This window comes from Pseudomonas sp. Arb-4-2C (genome assembly GCF_055755015.1).
Genome location: NZ_CM146899.1, coordinates 5,685,148 through 5,701,210, shown reverse-complemented (window position 1 = coordinate 5,701,210; position 16,063 = coordinate 5,685,148). Strand labels below are relative to the sequence as shown.

At 61.5% G+C, this 16,063-nt stretch carries 17 protein-coding genes; 4 read left to right on the top strand and 13 right to left on the bottom strand.

Annotated elements, in window-relative coordinates; translation table 11 throughout:
• Window positions 1-2: 2 nt before the first annotated feature.
• From recG to exbB, 5 genes are all read right to left on the bottom strand, one after another.
• Complete coding sequence (gene recG / locus AC0J41_RS25940) at window positions 3-2,078, bottom strand: ATP-dependent DNA helicase RecG (protein ID WP_025112698.1); 2,076 nt, start codon at window positions 2,076-2,078, stop codon at window positions 3-5.
• Window positions 2,079-2,087: 9 nt separating this feature from the next.
• Window positions 2,088-3,017, bottom strand: a complete 930-nt coding sequence (locus tag AC0J41_RS25935; protein WP_025112699.1) for a hydrogen peroxide-inducible genes activator — start codon at window positions 3,015-3,017, stop codon at window positions 2,088-2,090.
• A 261-nt stretch (window positions 3,018-3,278) separates the two neighbouring features.
• A complete protein-coding gene (locus tag AC0J41_RS25930) occupies window positions 3,279-4,025 on the bottom strand; it encodes an energy transducer TonB family protein (RefSeq protein WP_473013946.1) in 747 nt (248 codons plus the stop codon).
• Window positions 4,022-4,450 (bottom strand): TonB system transport protein ExbD, encoded by a 429-nt coding sequence (gene exbD / locus AC0J41_RS25925; protein ID WP_473013945.1) that lies wholly within the window; start codon window positions 4,448-4,450, stop codon window positions 4,022-4,024. The genes AC0J41_RS25930 and exbD overlap by 4 nt, the downstream gene beginning before the upstream one ends.
• A 6-nt stretch (window positions 4,451-4,456) precedes the next feature.
• Complete coding sequence (gene exbB / locus AC0J41_RS25920) at window positions 4,457-5,410, bottom strand: tonB-system energizer ExbB (protein WP_025112702.1); 954 nt, start codon at window positions 5,408-5,410, stop codon at window positions 4,457-4,459.
• Window positions 5,411-5,598: 188 nt separating this feature from the next.
• Between exbB and AC0J41_RS25915 the strand changes: the two genes are divergently transcribed.
• The gene (locus AC0J41_RS25915; RefSeq protein WP_473013944.1) at window positions 5,599-6,456 is read left to right on the top strand and encodes an SDR family oxidoreductase; all 858 of its coding nucleotides are present in this window, start codon (window positions 5,599-5,601) and stop codon (window positions 6,454-6,456) included.
• A 137-nt stretch (window positions 6,457-6,593) separates the two neighbouring features.
• On the opposite strand, the gene AC0J41_RS25910 is transcribed toward AC0J41_RS25915, so the two are convergent.
• From AC0J41_RS25910 to AC0J41_RS25885, 6 genes are all read right to left on the bottom strand, one after another.
• Window positions 6,594-7,334 (bottom strand): putative periplasmic lipoprotein, encoded by a 741-nt coding sequence (locus AC0J41_RS25910; RefSeq protein WP_025112704.1) that lies wholly within the window; start codon window positions 7,332-7,334, stop codon window positions 6,594-6,596.
• A 73-nt stretch (window positions 7,335-7,407) separates the two neighbouring features.
• Window positions 7,408-7,788, bottom strand: a complete 381-nt coding sequence (locus tag AC0J41_RS25905) for a RidA family protein (RefSeq protein WP_003229509.1) — start codon at window positions 7,786-7,788, stop codon at window positions 7,408-7,410.
• A 24-nt stretch (window positions 7,789-7,812) separates the two neighbouring features.
• A complete protein-coding gene (spoT, locus tag AC0J41_RS25900; protein ID WP_007920338.1) occupies window positions 7,813-9,918 on the bottom strand; it encodes a bifunctional GTP diphosphokinase/guanosine-3',5'-bis pyrophosphate 3'-pyrophosphohydrolase in 2,106 nt (701 codons plus the stop codon).
• A 57-nt stretch (window positions 9,919-9,975) separates the two neighbouring features.
• Complete coding sequence (gene rpoZ / locus AC0J41_RS25895) at window positions 9,976-10,239, bottom strand: DNA-directed RNA polymerase subunit omega (protein WP_008030604.1); 264 nt, start codon at window positions 10,237-10,239, stop codon at window positions 9,976-9,978.
• A gap of 167 nt (window positions 10,240-10,406) precedes the next feature.
• Window positions 10,407-11,027: a guanylate kinase gene (gene gmk, locus AC0J41_RS25890; protein ID WP_025112706.1), complete on the bottom strand. Its 621-nt coding sequence runs from the start codon at window positions 11,025-11,027 to the stop codon at window positions 10,407-10,409.
• Window positions 11,028-11,037: 10 nt separating this feature from the next.
• Window positions 11,038-11,901 carry a YicC/YloC family endoribonuclease gene (locus AC0J41_RS25885; RefSeq protein ID WP_115986348.1) on the bottom strand — a complete coding sequence of 288 codons (864 nt, stop codon included), beginning with the start codon at window positions 11,899-11,901 and terminating at the stop codon, window positions 11,038-11,040.
• Between the two features lie 270 nt (window positions 11,902-12,171).
• Here AC0J41_RS25885 and rph point away from each other — a divergent pair, with 270 nt between their 5' ends.
• Together rph and AC0J41_RS25875 are read left to right on the top strand one after the other, a co-directional pair.
• Entirely contained in the window at window positions 12,172-12,894 is a 723-nt protein-coding gene (gene rph, locus AC0J41_RS25880; RefSeq protein ID WP_025112708.1) for a ribonuclease PH, read from the top strand.
• Window positions 12,895-12,923: 29 nt separating this feature from the next.
• A complete protein-coding gene (locus tag AC0J41_RS25875) occupies window positions 12,924-13,292 on the top strand; it encodes a DUF4870 domain-containing protein (protein WP_025112709.1) in 369 nt (122 codons plus the stop codon).
• A gap of 176 nt (window positions 13,293-13,468) precedes the next feature.
• Here the strand turns inward: AC0J41_RS25875 and AC0J41_RS25870 are convergent, their stop codons facing one another.
• The gene (locus AC0J41_RS25870) at window positions 13,469-14,248 is read right to left on the bottom strand and encodes an exodeoxyribonuclease III (RefSeq protein ID WP_007920349.1); all 780 of its coding nucleotides are present in this window, start codon (window positions 14,246-14,248) and stop codon (window positions 13,469-13,471) included.
• Window positions 14,249-14,330: 82 nt separating this feature from the next.
• On the opposite strand from AC0J41_RS25870, the gene pyrE reads away from it, so the two are divergent.
• Window positions 14,331-14,975 (top strand): orotate phosphoribosyltransferase, encoded by a 645-nt coding sequence (gene pyrE / locus AC0J41_RS25865; RefSeq protein ID WP_473013943.1) that lies wholly within the window; start codon window positions 14,331-14,333, stop codon window positions 14,973-14,975.
• Window positions 14,976-15,143: 168 nt separating this feature from the next.
• Here the strand turns inward: pyrE and argB are convergent, their stop codons facing one another.
• Window positions 15,144-16,049, bottom strand: coding sequence for an acetylglutamate kinase (argB, locus tag AC0J41_RS25860; RefSeq protein ID WP_003229488.1), 906 nt, complete (start codon window positions 16,047-16,049; stop codon window positions 15,144-15,146).
• Window positions 16,050-16,063 lie beyond the last annotated feature (14 nt).

Sequence of the window (16,063 nt, the reverse complement as noted above, 5' to 3'; positions counted from 1 at the left end):
GCTCACACTTGGCCGTATTGCTGCCCGTGGCGCAGCCAGCGGTCGAGCAAGGGGCTGACGTGCGTCGGCCAACGTTCCAGCAGGGCTTGGGCGGCGTCGCGCACGGCGGGTAGCAGGTCGGCGTCGCGCATCAGGTCGGCGACCTTGAATTGCAGCAGGCCGGTCTGGCGGGTGCCGAGCATTTCGCCGGGGCCACGCAGTTCGAGGTCTTTTTCGGCGATGACGAAACCGTCGTTGGTCTCGCGCATGATGCCCAGGCGCTGGCGACCGATCTGTGACAGCGGCGGATGGTAGAGCAGCACGCAATGGCTGACCGCGCTGCCCCGCCCGACGCGACCACGCAACTGGTGCAGTTGCGCGAGGCCGAGGCGCTCGGGGTTTTCGATGATCATCAGGCTGGCGTTGGGCACGTCGACGCCGACCTCGATCACCGTAGTGGCGACCAGCAGTTGCAGGTTGCCGGCCTTGAATTCAGCCATGACGGCGGCTTTCTCGGCAGGCTTCATGCGCCCGTGAATCAGCCCGACTTTCAACTCGCCGAGGGCGGCGGTCAGGTCTTCAAAGGTGGTTTCGGCGGCCTGACAGGTCAGTTCTTCCGACTCTTCGATCAGCGTGCACACCCAATAGGCCTGACGGCCCTCGGCGCAGGCGCTGCGCACCCGTTCGATGACTTCGACGCGGCGGGTGTCGGTGACCAGCACGGTGTTGACCGGGGTGCGACCGGGCGGTAGTTCGTCGAGGATCGAGGTATCGAGGTCGGCGTAGGCGCTCATCGCCAATGTTCGTGGAATCGGCGTGGCGGTCATGATCAGTTGATGCGGGCACATGCGCCCGCCGACGCCTTTCTGTCGCAGCGCCAGGCGTTGTTGCACGCCGAAGCGGTGTTGTTCGTCGATGATCACCAGCGCGAGGTTCTTGAACTGCACTTCGTCCTGGAACAGCGCGTGAGTGCCGACCACCATCGGTGTGCCGCTGGCGATCTGTTCCAGCGCGGTGACGCGGTTCTTGCCCTTGAGCTTGCCGGCCAGCCACGCGACGTCGATGCCCAGCGGTTCGAGCCAGCGCTTGAAGGTGATGAAGTGCTGCTCGGCGAGGATCTCGGTCGGCGCCATCAGCGCGACCTGATAACCGGCCTCCAGCGCTTGCAGCGCGGCAAGGGCGGCGACCACGGTTTTACCCGCGCCAACGTCGCCCTGAATCAGCCGCAGCATTGGTTCGTGCTGGCTGAGATCGTAGGCGATTTCGTTGCCAACGCGTTGCTGGGCACCGGTCGGGTTGAAGCCGAGGTTGGCCAGGTATTTCGGCGGCAGCTTCGTCGCTTTCGGCATCGCTGGCGCGCGCAGTGACCGCATGCTTTCACGCAGGCGTTGCTGCGACAGTTGATGGGTCAGCAGCTCTTCGAAGGCGAGGCGATGCTGGGCCCAGTGATGGCCGAGGGCGAGTTCATCGACGTCGGCATCGGCGGGTGGGTTGTGCAGATAGCGGATCGCATCAGCCAGCGGCGCCAGTTGATAGTCACGGGCCAGTTCGGTCGGCAGCCAGTCTGGCAGGGTAGCGGGCTTGAGCAGGGTTAACGTCTGCATGCACAACTGGCGCAGACGCTGCTGGGTCAGGCCTTCGGTGAGCGGGTAGACCGGGGTCAGGGTTTCGTCCACTGGCGGCGGTTCGTCACCGGTGATGGCGCGGTATTCCGGGTGGTAGATTTCCAGCCCCGAGGCGCCGGGTCGCACTTCGCCATAGCAGCGAATCCGCGTGCCGCGCTTGAGGCCTTCTTTCTGCGCATTGCTGAAATGGTAGAAGCGCAGGCTCAGGCCGCCGGTGCCGTCCTGCATGCGCACGACGAGGCTGCGGCGCCGGCCCATGACCACGTCGGCGCCGCTGACGGTGCCTTCGACCACGGCGTCCTGGCCCGGCCGCAAGTGGCCGATCGGCACTACACGGGTGCGATCCTGATAACGCAGCGGCAGGTGAAACAGCACGTCCTGGAGGTTCTCCAGACCGACCTTGGCCAGTTTCTCGGCCATGGCTTCGCCGACACCCTTGAGTGCCGTCACCGACACTTGCGACAGCTCAGTCATGACGCTCGCTTAACCGGCCGTAACCGGCGCTGCGGGCTTGGCAACCGAGCACAGGCGAACGGAGTCGGCGAGGATTTCGATGGCTTTGGGCCGCGGGAAGCTGGCGCGCCAGGCAATCGCCACGGTGCGGAACGGTACCGGCGCCGACAGCGGCCGCACTTCGATCACACCCGGGGCGTAGTGATGGCTGTCCACCGCTGACAGCGGCAGGATCGAGATGCCCAGGCCGGAGGCGACCATGTGGCGGATGGTTTCCAGCGAGCTGGACTCGACCGTGGTGTGCTTGGCGCCGTCGTTGCCCTTGGTCAGGGTCGGGCAGGCTTCGAGCACCTGGTCGCGGAAGCAGTGGCCTTCGCCGAGCAGCAGCAGGCTCTTGTCGTTCAGCAGGGCCGGGTCGATGGTTTCTTTTTGCGTCCACGGGTGCTGAGCCGGCATCAAGACGTAGAACGGCTCGTCGTACAGCGGCAGCGTCAGCACGTCGGCTTCGTTGAACGGCAGGGCGATGATGATCGCGTCGAGCTCGCCGTTGCGCAGTTTGTCCCGCAGCACGTGGGTGAAGTTTTCTTCGATGTACAACGGCATCTGCGGGGCGACCCGGTGCAGTTGCGGAATCAGGTGCGGGAACAGGTACGGCCCGACGGTGTAGATCGCGCCGACTTTCAGCGGTGCAGTCAGTTGGTTCTTGCCGGCCTGGGCCAGTTCACGGATGCCTTGCGCTTGCTCAAGCACTTTCTGCGCCTGGGCAACGATGCCCTCGCCGACCGGGGTCAGGCGCACAGCGCTTTTGCTGCGCTCGAAAATCAGCACACCGAGTTCGTCTTCAAGCTTTTTCACGCCCACCGAGAGGGTCGGCTGGCTGACGTGGCAACGCTCGGCCGCGTGGCCGAAGTGCTGCTCTTGGGCGAGGGTAACGATGTAGCGTAATTCTGTGAGAGTCATAGCGAGCGTCCATGAAGTTGCGGGCCAAGCATAACGGCTGCAATCGATAGACGCACGTTATCAGACTGAGTGAGGAATGCGACACCGGGCAATGTGAGTTTGCCGTTGCCAGATATGCAAAAGGCACCTTTCGGTGCCTTTTTGCTTATCTGGTCGACACATAACCCCTGTGGGAGCGGGCTTGCTCGCGAAGGCTTCGTGTCAGATACATTGATGTCGACTGACACGACGCCTTCGCGAGCAAGCCCGCTCCCACTTGGATCAGCGGCGTCTCTCGAGGGAGTACACAAACGGCGCAACAATTTCGATCGAGCCGTTGTTCAGCATATCGGCCGGGGGCTTGGGCAGCGGTTGCGCGCGGCGGATCATTTCCAGGGTGGCCCGGTCCAGATCGGCGTTGCCGGAGCGGCCCACCAGTTCGAACGACAACACATTACCTTCGGCATCGACTACAAAACGCAGTCGGTTCAAGCCTTCCTTGCCACGAGCCTGTGCGCTTTGCGGGTACTTTTTGTACTTCGCCAAATGCGCGAGCAGGGTGCCTTGCCAACTGGCCTTGGCGGCCATTTGTGCTGGCGACGGGCCTGGTGCCGGCTGGGCGGATTTCTCCGTTGGTGCCTGGGTCGGTTGGGTGTCAGCCGGTTTTTCCTCGGAAGGTTTTTCCTTTGGCGGATCCGGCAGCTTCTTCTCGACGGGCTTCGGCGGCTGAGGCTTTGGCTTCGGTTTAGGTTTCGGCACCGCGATTTCAGCCTTCGGTGCTTCGGCCAGTTTCGGAATCGGCAACTCTTCAACCGGAGCCGGTGGCTGTGGCGGTGTGACGACTTTCGGCGGAGCAGGCGGTGGCGGGGCTGGAACCGGTGCCAACTCGACCATCATTGCCTGGGGCGGCAATTCGATGGGCGCGCGGGCGGTCCAGTTCAGCGCCAGCGCGATGGCCAGCGCGTGAACGCCCAGCACCACGGCCAGGCTACCGCTGTAACGCGTCAGCTTATGGCGCGTCGTGATCATTTCTTGGCTGCGCTCTCAAGGCCCACCAGACCAACCTTCAGGTAACCCGCGGCACGCAGGTTATCCATCACGCTCATCAGGTCACCGTAATCCACGCCTTTGTCGGCCTGGAAGAAGATGGTGGTGTCTTTCTTGCCGTGAGTCTTGGCGTCGAGGATGGCGCCGAGTGTTTCCGGCTTCACTTCGTCTTCGCCAATGAACAGGCGCTGGTCAGCCTTGACGCTGAGGAACACCGGTTTCTCAGGCCGCGGCGCCGGTTTGGCGGTCGAGGCAGGCAGGTCGACTTTGATGTCCACGGTGGCCAATGGAGCGGCCACCATAAAGATGATCAGCAGTACCAGCATCACGTCGATGAATGGCGTGACGTTGATTTCGTGGTTCTCGGCCAGATCGTCGTCTGCGCCTTCTTTCAAATGCAGGCCCATGGCCGATTACCCCACTTTGACCATGTGCGGCTGCGAGCTGCGCTCAGGCTGGTGGTCGAGGTCACGGCTGACCAGCAGCAGGACTTCTGCCGACGCATCGGACACCTGCGCCTTGTAACCGGCGATGGAGCGGGCGAATACGTTGTAGATAACCACCGCCGGAATCGCTGCAACCAGACCTAGGGCCGTTGCCAGCAGCGCTTCAGCGATACCCGGCGCCACGACAGCAAGGTTGGTGGTCTGGGTTTTGGCGATGCCGATGAAGGAGTTCATGATGCCCCACACGGTACCGAACAGACCGACGAACGGCGCGGTGGAACCGATGGTGGCGAGGACGCCGGTGCCGCTGCTCATGTTGCGGCCACAGGCGGCCACCAGGCGTTCAAGGCGGAAGCTGACGCGCTCCTTGATGCCTTCCTTCTCGCGGCTGTTGACCGACAGGCGCATCTCTTCGAGGGCGTCGTGCACCAGCAGGTTGGCGAGGGTGCCTTCTTTGGCTGCAGTCGCGCTGGCTTCCTTGAGGGTGGCGGCTTTTTTCAGGGCGGCGATTTCGCCACGCAGACGACGCTTGGCGCCCATCAGCTCGAAGCCTTTGGCGATCCAGATGGTCCAGGTGATGATGGAGGCAATGGCCAGACCGATCATCACGATTTTCACGATGATGTCGGCGTTCTGGTACATGCCCCATGGCGACAGATCGTGGGCCATGCCCAGGGTGTTATCCGGCTCGAGGACTTCAGGTACGTTCACTTCGCTGGCGTCCACAGCCTGAACCGGGTCGGTGGCGGCTGGAGCGGCGGCAGCAGGTGCGTGCTGTTCGGCGGCTGCCGGAGCGGCTGGCGCCTGGGCGTCAGCGAAAGCGGCGGTCGGCGCCAGCATCAGGCTGAGCAGCAGGGCCGCCACCGCGCTCCAGGCGCGAGGTCGTGTGGTTGGCGAAGCGGGGAATTGATTACGTGTCATGCTGGCCGGACCTGAGATAGAAAAACGGTAATGCTCTTCCAGGCCTCGTGAGGCCGAGAACAAAAGTGACGTGCATTATTGCAAGTAATTCTTGTTAACAAAAGTAATAGAGTTTCTTTTTTTCCTTGATTGCTAGCCACTCGTCCAATGGCGGGGCTAGTCTTTCCCTTTATGACGGGAGATTTTTGATGTCTGCGCCCTCTGTTCTGATCGCCGGTTGCGGTGATGTCGGTAGCCGTCTGGCCAAGCAATTGCTGGCTGGCGACTGGGAGGTACACGGTCTGCGCCGTGATGTTTCACGCTTGCCTGAGGGGGTCATTGGCGTGGCCGGTGATCTGTTCAATGAAGACTGCCCAGAGACCTGGCCGTTCGGCGCGGTGGATTACCTGGTGTATTGCGCGGCAGCCACCGATCACGACGAGGCCGGTTATCGCGCCGCGTATGTGCAGGGTCTGCAGAATGTGCTGAGCTGGCTGGGCGACTATGGCCAGGTGCCCGAGCGGCTGATCTTCGTGTCCAGCAGCAGCGTGTATGGCCAGCAGGAAGGGGAGTGGGTCGACGAGCATTCAGAGACGGTAGCCAGTGGCTATTCCGGACGACTGATGCTTGAGGCTGAGCAAGTCGCGCTCAACAGCGGTATCCCGGCGAGCATCGTGCGTCTGACCGGTATCTATGGCCCGGGACGTGAGTGGCTGTTGACCCAGGTGCGTCGCGGTTATCGGGTCGCGGTCGAGCCGCCGTTGTACGGCAATCGCATTCATGCCGATGATGCTGCCGGCTTGATGGCCTTTTTGCTGGAAGCGGACCGTCGGGGCGAGTCGTTGCAAGACATCTATATCGGTGTGGACGACGCGCCGGCGCCGCTAGCCGAGGTGGTCGCGTGGCTGCGTGACTATCTGGGAGTTACCGAATGGGCGGACGACGCCAGCGTGCGCCGCACCGGCAGCAAGCGCTGCAGCAATGCCCGGGCGAAGGCATTGGGCTGGACGCCGACGTATCCGAGTTACCGCGAAGGTTACGCGGCAATTCTGGAAGGTAAGTGCTGACTCTCTGACCCCGCAAAACACTGTGGGAGCGGGCTTGCTCGCGAAGAAGGCGTGCCAGGCAACATGGATGTCGACTGACACACCGCTTTCGCGAGCAAGCCCGCTCCCACAGGTTTATGTGTGGCTCTCGGTGAGGCTTACTGCTTCTCGAGCAACCACTTGCGTTCGCCGGGGCTGAACTGCGGTTGTTCATCCGCCAGCGCCGTGTTCACCGCCTGCAGGATTTCCAGTTCCTTGCCCTTGCGCACAAAGATCCAGTTGTTGCCCTGGCCGTTCTGCTGCAGCCACATGCTGTCGTGGTCGCTGTTCATCGAGGCACAGTCGCCTGCCAGGCACAGGGCATAGCGATCCGCGCCGGGCAGGCCGGAGACCTGGCCATCGGCCTGGAACTGCACGGTGTTGCCTTCGCCATCGCCGCTGGCAATCTTCCAGCTGCCGCCCAGGTACGCCGAATACAGCGCCCGTTCGAAGCTCGCACCGATCGGTGCGCCTTCCGGCACGGGGATTTGCGCGCGATCGAACAACTGGTCGGGTTCGTTCTCGGTGGCGGCCTGTTTCATCTGGCCTCCGGCACGTTTCAGTTCGCTGCCGGAGCTGCCATAGAAGTCGACTTTCCAGGCGCCGGACTGTTCGCCTTGCAGCCGTCCTTCGACGTTCTCGAAACCGTTGGTGTAGCGGGCCTGACCGGCCTTGGTGTTGACGTCCCACTCCAGGTTCGGGCCATAGGCCTGAAGCGCTTCGCGCAGGGGGCCGCCCTTGGCAGCAGCATCGATCGCCACCTGGTTGATCCAGGTGCCGCTGATGTCACGGTCGGCGGGGTCGCTGGCACAGCCGCCGAGGAAAACGGCGAGTAGCGAGAGAGCAAGCGCTTTGCGCATGGTGGAATCCTTTCAAAACCTTTTCTTTACCGCAGAGCAGTCGGCGCAGCGGTTGAAGGCTGCGCCGTGTGCATTACTCGATGACCAGGATGGCATCCATTTCGACTTGCGAGCCCTTCGGCAGGGCAGCAACGCCGATGGCGGCGCGGGCCGGGTACGGCTGGTCGAAGTATTTGCCCATGATCTCGTTGACCTTGGCGAAGTGGCTCAGGTCGGTGAGGAAGATGTTCAGCTTGACGATGTCCTTGAACGAACCACCGGCTGCTTCGGCGACGGCTTTCAGGTTCTCGAACACCTGGACGGTCTGGGCTTCGAAGCCTTCAACCAGTTCCATGGTCTTCGGGTCCAGAGGAATCTGACCCGACATGTAGACGGTATTGCCGGCCTTGATCGCCTGGGAGTAAGTGCCGATGGCGGCTGGGGCCTTGTCGCTGGTGATAACAGTCTTGGTCATGTATGACTCCTTGTAATGGTTGAGTTATGCACGCATGCGGGTGATGCGGATGACCCCGGTCAGGGCGCGCAGTTTCTTGATCACGCGGGCCAGGTGCACACGGTCGTGGACGCTGACCACCAGTTGGACGACGCTGATGCGGCCATCGCGCTCGTCCATGCTGATTTTCTCGATATTGCCGTCGGCGGCGTTGACGCTGCTGGCCAGCAGGGCGATCAGGCCGCGCTGGTGCTCCAGCTCGACGCGCAGTTCGACGTTGAATTCGCCGGTGACATCCTTGGCCCACGAGAGCTGGATGCATTTTTCCGGGTTGTGGCGGATTTCGCTGATATTGCGGCAGTTGTCCAGGTGCACGACCATGCCTTTGCCCGCCGACAGGTGACCGACAATCGGGTCGCCCGGGATCGGCGTGCAGCACTTGGCGTAGCTCAGGACCAGGCCTTCGGTGCCGCGAATCGCCAGCGGACCTTCCGGACTCGGTAGCTGTTCGCCTTCACCGAGCAGTCGACGTGCCACGACGTAGGCCATGCGGTTGCCCAGGCCAATGTCCTCGAGCAGGTCTTCGATCAGTTCCAGGCGGTACTCGGTGAGCATTGCCTTGACGCGCTCGGCCGGGATCTTCTCCAGCGAGCTGTCGAAACCGTTGAGGACCTTGTTCAGCAGGCGTTCGCCCAGGCTGATGGATTCCGAACGACGTTGCAGTTTCAACGCATGGCGGATGTGCGTACGGGCCTTGCCGGTGACCACGAAGTTGAGCCACGCCGGGTTCGGCCGGGCCCCGGGTGCGCTGACGATCTCGACCGTGGAGCCGCTTTGCAGCGGTTCGGACAGCGGTGCGAGGCGACGGTTGATCCGGCAGGCGATGCAGCTGTTGCCAACGTCGGTGTGCACCGCGTAGGCAAAATCGACCGCCGTGGAGCCTTTGGGCAGCTCCATGATCCGGCCTTTGGGCGTGAACACGTAGACCTCGTCCGGGAACAGGTCGATCTTCACGCTCTCGATGAATTCCAGCGAGTTGCCGGCACGTTGCTGCATTTCCAGCACGCCCTTGACCCACTGGCGGGCGCGGGCATGGGTGCCTTTGGGCTGCTCGTCACCGCTGGATTTGTAAAGCCAATGGGCGGCAATGCCGTTGTTGGCCATTTCTTCCATTTCGCGGGTGCGGATCTGGATCTCGATCGGTACGCCGTGCATGCCGAACAGCGTGGTGTGCAGCGACTGATAGCCGTTGGCCTTGGGGATCGCGATGTAATCCTTGAAGCGCCCCGGCAGCGGTTTGTACAAATTATGTACAGCGCCTAGCACGCGGTAGCAGGTATCGACCTTGTCGACGATGATCCGGAACGCATAGACGTCCATGATCTCGTTGAAGGCCCGACGCTTGCCGCGCATTTTCTTGTAGATGCCGTAGAGGTGTTTCTGACGACCGCTGACTTCGCCCTGAATACCGTCGATGGCGAGACAGTGGCCGAGGGACTCTTCGATCTTGTTGACGATTTCCTTGCGATTGCCCCGGGCGCGCTTGACCGCCTGGTAGATCCGCGCGGAACGCATCGGGTGCATCGCCTTGAAACCGAGGTCTTCGAATTCGATACGAATCGCGTGCATGCCCAAGCGGTTGGCGATGGGCGCATAGATCTCGAGGGTTTCCTTGGCGATCCGGCGGCGTTTTTCCCCGGACAGCACTTCCAGCGTGCGCATGTTGTGCAGGCGGTCGGCGAGTTTGACCAGGATCACGCGAATGTCGCGCGCCATGGCCATGGCCATTTTCTGGAAGTTCTCGGCCTGGGCTTCGGCCTTGGTCTCGAAGTTCATCTGGGTCAGTTTGCTGACCCCGTCGACCAGTTCGGCCACGGTTTCACCGAACTGCGCCTGCAGCGCTTCCTTGGCGATACCGGTGTCTTCGATCACGTCATGCAGCATCGCGGCCATCAGGCTCTGATGGTCCATGTGCATGTCGGCAAGAATATTGGCCACGGCAAGAGGATGCGTGACGTACGCCTCGCCGCTGCGACGGCGCTGACCGTCATGGGCTTGTTCGGCGTAGAAATACGCTCGGCGGACCAGGTTGACCTGGTCGTTGCCGAGGTAGGTCGATAAGCGATCGGCGAGGGCGTCTATGCTCGGCATGATGACTCCTGCCGTAGGCTGTGTTCCCGCGCCGTGCTACGTCGACCAGGCATAGGCTTAGACGGCCTCGTTGGACTCGTCCTCGAATGCAGCGAAGAGCGGTTCATCCTGGACGATTTCCTGCTCGGCGATGAACTCGTAGCTCATCAGGCCTTCAGCGATTTCACGCAGGGCGACAACGGTAGGCTTGTCGTTTTCCCACTGGACCAGTGGCTCTTTGCCGCCGGTGGCCAGTTGACGGGCACGCTTGGTAGAGAGCATGACCAGCTCAAAGCGGTTTTCCACGTGTTCTAGGCAGTCTTCAACGGTTACGCGGGCCATGGTATTCCTCGGAGCGAATGCAATATGCGCGCTGCCCGGTTGGGCGAGCGGACTCAACAGTTTAAAAAATCACCAGCGATTAGGGAAGCGCTGATTTTTTGACCAGACCCTTCAACGCGCTGCAAGCACCAATGTAAAGCGCTTGCAGCGGTTTTGGGAAGTGCTGATTAACCGAGCAATTCGGCCAGCAATTTGCCGAAACGCACTTGCTGGCGTTTCTGTTGCAGCTGATTGGCGCGGAAAATCGCCTTCAGATCGTCCAGCGCGTGGGCGAAATCGTCGTTGATGATCAGGTAGTCGTACTCGACATAGTGACTCATCTCGCTGACCGCTTCGCGCATCCGACCGTCGATGATCTCGTCGCTGTCCTGACCGCGGTTGGTCAGGCGCTGGTGCAGGGCCTGCAACGACGGCGGCAGAATGAAGATCGAACGGGCCTGCGGCATCAGCTTGCGCACTTGCTCGGCGCCTTGCCAATCGATTTCCAGAATCAGGTCGTGACCTTCGTCCAGGGTTTGCTGCAGGCGGCTTTGCGAGGTGCCGTAGAAGTTGCCGAAGACTTCGGCGCGCTCAAGGAAGTCACCGTGCTCGCCCATCTTCACGAATTCTTCGCGGGATACGAAGTGATAGTTCACGCCGTCCACTTCACCCGGGCGCATGGCGCGGGTGGTGTGGGAGATCGAGACGCGGATCTCCGGGTTGGCATCGGTCAAAGCCTTGACCAGGCTGCTCTTGCCTGCGCCCGATGGGGCGGAAATGATGTACAGGGTGCCGGTGCTGTGGGTCATGTCTGTTGCCTTACTCAATATTCTGCACTTGTTCGCGCATCTGCTCGATCAACACCTTGAGGTTGACGGCGGCCTGGGTGCTGCGCGGGTCGAAGGCCTTGGAGCCCAGTGTGTTGGCTTCGCGGTTGAGTTCCTGCATCAGGAAGTCCAGGCGCCGCCCGGCTGCGCCGCCGGACTTGAGCACCCGGCGAACTTCGATGATGTGGGTGCTCAGGCGATCCAGTTCTTCGGCCACATCGCTCTTTTGCGCGAGCATGACCATTTCCTGTTCCAGGCGCTGCGGGTCCAGCTCGGCCTTCATGTCGGCGAAGCGGTCGAGGACTTTCTGGCGCTGGGTGGCGAGCATCTGCGGAACCAGCTCGCGCAGGGTCACGACGTCTTCTTCAATCGAGGTCAGGCGCTCGTTGATCAGGCGAGCCAGCTCCGCGCCTTCGCGCTCGCGGCCGGCCTTGAGTTCCTTGAGGCCTTGATTGAACAGTGCCAGGGCCTCGGCGTTCAGCGCCTGTGGATCGGTCGCGTCGGCCACCAGTACGCCGGGCCAGGCCAGCACTTCCAGTGGATTCAGCGCCGCCGGGTTCTTGATCAGGCCAGCAACGGTTTCGGCAGCGGCGACCAGTTGCGCGGCGCGCTCGCGATCAACTTGCAGTGGTTTGCCGGTGCTTTCTTCGGTAAAGCGCAGGGTGCATTCCAGTTTGCCTCGCGACAGCCCCTGGCGCAGTGCTTCGCGCACGGCGCCTTCGAGGTCGCGGAACGACTCCGGCAGGCGCAGGTGCGGTTCCAGGTAGCGGCTGTTGACCGAGCGCAGTTCCCAGCTCAGGGTGCCCTGGACGCCGGCTTTCTCGACGCGGGCGAAGGCGGTCATGCTGTGCACCATGGCGGTGACCTCGCAATGCAGATCGGCTCGCCAAGAACATCCCGCAAGCTCGATATCAATGAATTTAAGCCGACTGGCAGCAAAGGCGCAGGATTGTAGCGCAGTGCAGCGGATGCGCCCAAACACACGGTGTGACAAAGGGCTGCAGGCCGTCGGTTATGCGCGTTTCAGGGCCCTGGGTCGACGACCGGAATTTTTAACCCGTGCCCAGGCACGGTGCAGCGCTCTATAATGCTCGGCAGTTTTCCGTCCCCAGTACAGGTATTCCCTATGAAACGTCCAAGTGGTCGCGTTGCCGATCAGCTCCGCTCGATCCGCATTACCCGCAACTACACCAAACACGCCGAGGGATCCGTACTGGTCGAATTCGGTGATACCAAAGTCATCTGCACCGTCAGCGTCGAAAACGGCGTGCCGCGTTTCCTCAAAGGCCAGGGCCAGGGCTGGTTGACTGCCGAATACGGCATGCTGCCGCGCGCCACCGGCGAGCGTAACCAGCGTGAAGCCAGCCGTGGCAAGCAGGGCGGCCGCACCCTGGAAATCCAGCGCCTGATCGGTCGTTCCCTGCGCGCTGCGCTGGACATGTCCAAGCTGGGCGACGTGACCCTGTACGTCGACTGCGACGTGATCCAGGCTGACGGCGGCACCCGTACCGCGTCGATCACCGGCGCCATGGTGGCACTGGTCGATGCACTGAAAGTGATCAAGAAGCGCGGCGGCCTGAAAGGCGGCGACCCGCTCAAGCAAATGATCGGCGCGGTGTCGGTTGGCATGTATCAGGGCGAGCCGGTGCTGGATCTGGACTATCTTGAAGACTCTGCCGCCGAGACCGACCTCAATGTGGTGATGACCAGCACCGGTGGCTTCATCGAAGTGCAGGGCACCGCCGAAGGCGCACCGTTCCAGCCTGAAGAGCTGAACGCCATGCTGGAACTGGCCAAGAAAGGCATGAACGAAATCTTCGAACTGCAACAGGCTGCACTGGCCGACTGAGCAGGTTCGTAACCCGCAAGGAGGACGCGATGAGTGATGAGCAAGAGTTACTGCCCAAACCGAGCCAGGAAGTTCGTCAGTGGGCGATGTTTTGTCACTTGTCCGCCTTGCTGGGGATCTGGATTCCGTTCGGCAACCTGATCGGGCCGCTGATCCTTTGGCAGATGAAGCGCGAGACCGATCCGTTCATCGATGCCCAAGGCAAGGAGGCGCTGAATTTTCAGATCACCGTGGCGATTGCGGCAGCGATCTGTCTGCTGCTGATGGTGTTGATCATCGGCTTCTTCCTGCTGGGTCTGCTGGCCATCGGCGCGCTGGTGCTGACGATCATTGCCGGGGTGAAGGCCAATGACGGCTTCCCCTACCGTTACCCGTTCACCTGGCGCCTGATCAAATAACAACCAGCGACGTTTTCCCCTTGTGGGAGCGGGCTTGCTCGCGAATGCGATGGGTCATTCAGCATTAATATCGACTGACACGACGCCTTCGCGAGCCAGCCCGCTCACACAGAAAAATCAGCGCGCACAAAAAAGCCGACAGCGATGTCGGCTTTTTTGCATCCACGAATCGACGCTTAGATGGTCAGCGTCCAGTCGTAGTCGACGATCAGCGGCGCGTGTTGCGAGAACCGTGGCTGACGCGGCAGGCGTGCACTGCGCACGAAGCGCCGCAGGCCCGGGGTCAGGATCTGGTAGTCGAAACGCCAGCCGAGGTTAAGCATCTCGGCCTGTTCGTTGTCCGGCCACCAGCTGTACTGGTCGCCTTCGCGGCTGACTTCGCGCAACGCATCGACATAGCCCATGTTGCCGACAATCTCGTCCATCCAGGCGCGTTCTGGCGCCAGGAAGCCCGGAGATTGCTGGCTGTCGCGCCAGTTCTTGATGTCGAGCTTCTGCTGCGCAACGTACAGCGAGCCACAATAAATGTACTCGCGACGTTTGCGCCGCTGTTTGTCCAGGTACTTGCCGAAGTCGTCCATGAGCTTGAACTTCTGGTTCAAGTCCTCATCGCCGTTCATCCCCGAAGGGAGCAGCAAGGTGGCAATACTGACTTTGTCGAAATCTGCTTGCAGGTAGCGCCCGTAGCGGTCGGCCGTCTCGAAACCGAGACCGCTGATGACAGCCTTCGGTTGCAACCGCGAATACAAAGCCACGCCACCTTGGGCAGGGACTTCAGCATCGCAGGCATAAAGGAAGTAGCCGTCCAGTTGGAAGGCTGGGTCATCCAGTTCAAAGGCGGAGGCACGGGTGTCCTGCAGGCAGATGACGTCGGCATTCTGAGCCTGCAGCCAACTGAGCAAACCACGCTCGACTGCAGCCTGAATACCATTGACGTTCACACTGATGATCCGCATAAATGGCCCCAAAAATCGCGTGCGTGTATGATACACGGCGTCAAGCTAATTAGCTAAATCCGTGGTATTTGGGGTTTTTTTCATGCAAGCGTATCAGCGCGATTTCATTCGTTTTGCCATCGATCGCGGCGTTTTGCGCTTCGGTGAGTTCACCCTGAAGTCCGGGCGCACCAGTCCTTACTTCTTCAACGCCGGCCTGTTCAACTCGGGTTCCGCGCTGGCGCAGCTGGGTCGTTTCTACGCCGCAGCCATCGCCGAGAGCGGAATTCCGTTCGACGTGCTGTTCGGCCCGGCCTACAAAGGCATCCCGCTGGCGGCGACCACCGCCGTGGCGCTGTCCGAGCACCATAACCGTGACCTGCCATGGTGTTTCAACCGCAAGGAAGCCAAGGCTCACGGCGAGGGCGGCAGCCTGGTCGGCGCGCCGCTGACCGGTGACGTGCTGATCATTGACGACGTGATCACCGCCGGCACCGCGATCCGCGAAGTGATGCAGATCATCGCTTCCCAGGACGGCGCCAAGGCTGCCGGCGTGCTGATCGCCCTGAACCGTCAGGAGCGTGGCAACGGTGAATTGTCGGCGATTCAGGAAGTCGAGCGTGATTTCGGTATCCCGGTGATCAGCATCGTTTCGCTGAATCAGGTACTGGAATTCCTGGCAGACGACCCGCAGCTCAAGCAGCACCTGCCAGCCGTTGAAGCCTATCGCGCCCAGTTCGGCGTATAACTGCAAAATATTGTAGTAGCGAGCCTGCTCGCGAAGAGGGCCTCACATTCAACATAGATGTGAGGCAAAGACCCCTTTCGCGAGCAAGCTCGCTCCCACAAAATTTGCGGTGATAAAAAAGACCCCGCTCAGCCAGGCTGAGCGGGGTCTTTTTGTTTGCGCTACCGCTTACGGACGCTTGCGATTGCTGATCAGCGTGCCCACACCGGTATCGGTGAAGATTTCCAGCAGGATCGCGTTCGGCACGCGACCGTCGATGATCAACGAGCTGCCCACACCGCCCTGAACCGCTTCCAGTGCGCAGCGGATCTTCGGCAGCATGCCGCCGTAGATGGTGCCGTCGGCGATCAGGTCATCGACCTGCTGGGTGCTCAGGCCGGTCAGGACCGTGCCCGACTTGTCCATCAGGCCGGCGATGTTGGTCAGCAGCATCAGCTTTTCGGCTTTCAGCGCTTCGGCAACCTTGCCGGCCACCAGGTCAGCGTTGATGTTGTACGACTCGCCGTTCTCACCGACGCCGATTGGCGCGATCACCGGGATGAAGTTGCCCTTGACCAGCAGGTTCAGCAGTTCGGTGTTGATCCCGACCACTTCGCCCACCTGACCGATGTCGATGATTTCCGGCTGGGTCATCTCCGGGGTCTGGCGGGTGACGGTCAGTTTCTTCGCGCGAATCAGCCCGGCGTCTTTACCGGTCAGACCGATGGCGCTGCCGCCGTGGCGGTTGATCAGGTTGACGATGCTTTTGTTGACCTGGCCGCCGAGGACCATTTCCACCACGTCCATGGTCGCGGCGTCGGTGACGCGCATGCCGTCGACAAAGTGGCTTTCGATCGACAGACGCTTGAGCAGATCACCGATCTGCGGGCCGCCGCCGTGAACCACCACCGGGTTGATACCCACGGCTTTCATCAAGACGATGTCGCGGGCGAAGCCGGTTTTCAGCTCCTCGCTTTCCATCGCGTTGCCGCCGTATTTGATCACCAGGGTCTTGCCGACATAACGTCGGATGTAAGGCAACGCTTCGGACAGGACCTGGGCGGTGTGGGCGGCGGCTTCGCGTTCAAGGGTCATTCAGGGCTCCGGGT